This is a genomic window from Alicyclobacillus hesperidum subsp. aegles (assembly GCF_027923525.1).
In the GTDB taxonomy this organism is placed as follows: Bacteria; Bacillota; Bacilli; order Alicyclobacillales; family Alicyclobacillaceae; genus Alicyclobacillus; species Alicyclobacillus aegles.
On record NZ_BSBJ01000035.1, the window covers coordinates 1 to 294 of the forward strand.

The window sequence follows — 294 nt, forward strand, 5'->3', positions numbered from 1 at the left end:
TCCCAGGATGCGCATTTCACTACATCCCTCGCTCGCTGCTTGGACGGCCTCTTCCATCCGGCCGCTTCCCTCATCCTCCTGCGTCACCCCTTCGCTCAATCGCTCTCGGTGGTACAGGAATTTCAACCTGTTGTCCTTCGACTACGCCTCTCGGCCTCGCCTTAGGTCCCGACTTACCCTGGGCGGACGAGCCTTCCCCAGGAACCCTTGGGCTTTCGGCGGAGGGGATTCTCACCCCTCTTTTCGCTACTCATACCGGCATTCTCACTTCCACTCGCTCCACATCGCCTTCCG

1 rRNA gene is annotated in these 294 nt (G+C 60.2%); it reads right to left on the minus strand.

Annotated elements, in window-relative coordinates:
- Positions 1–294, minus strand: a 23S ribosomal RNA gene (locus tag QMF38_RS09580); the annotation flags it as partial.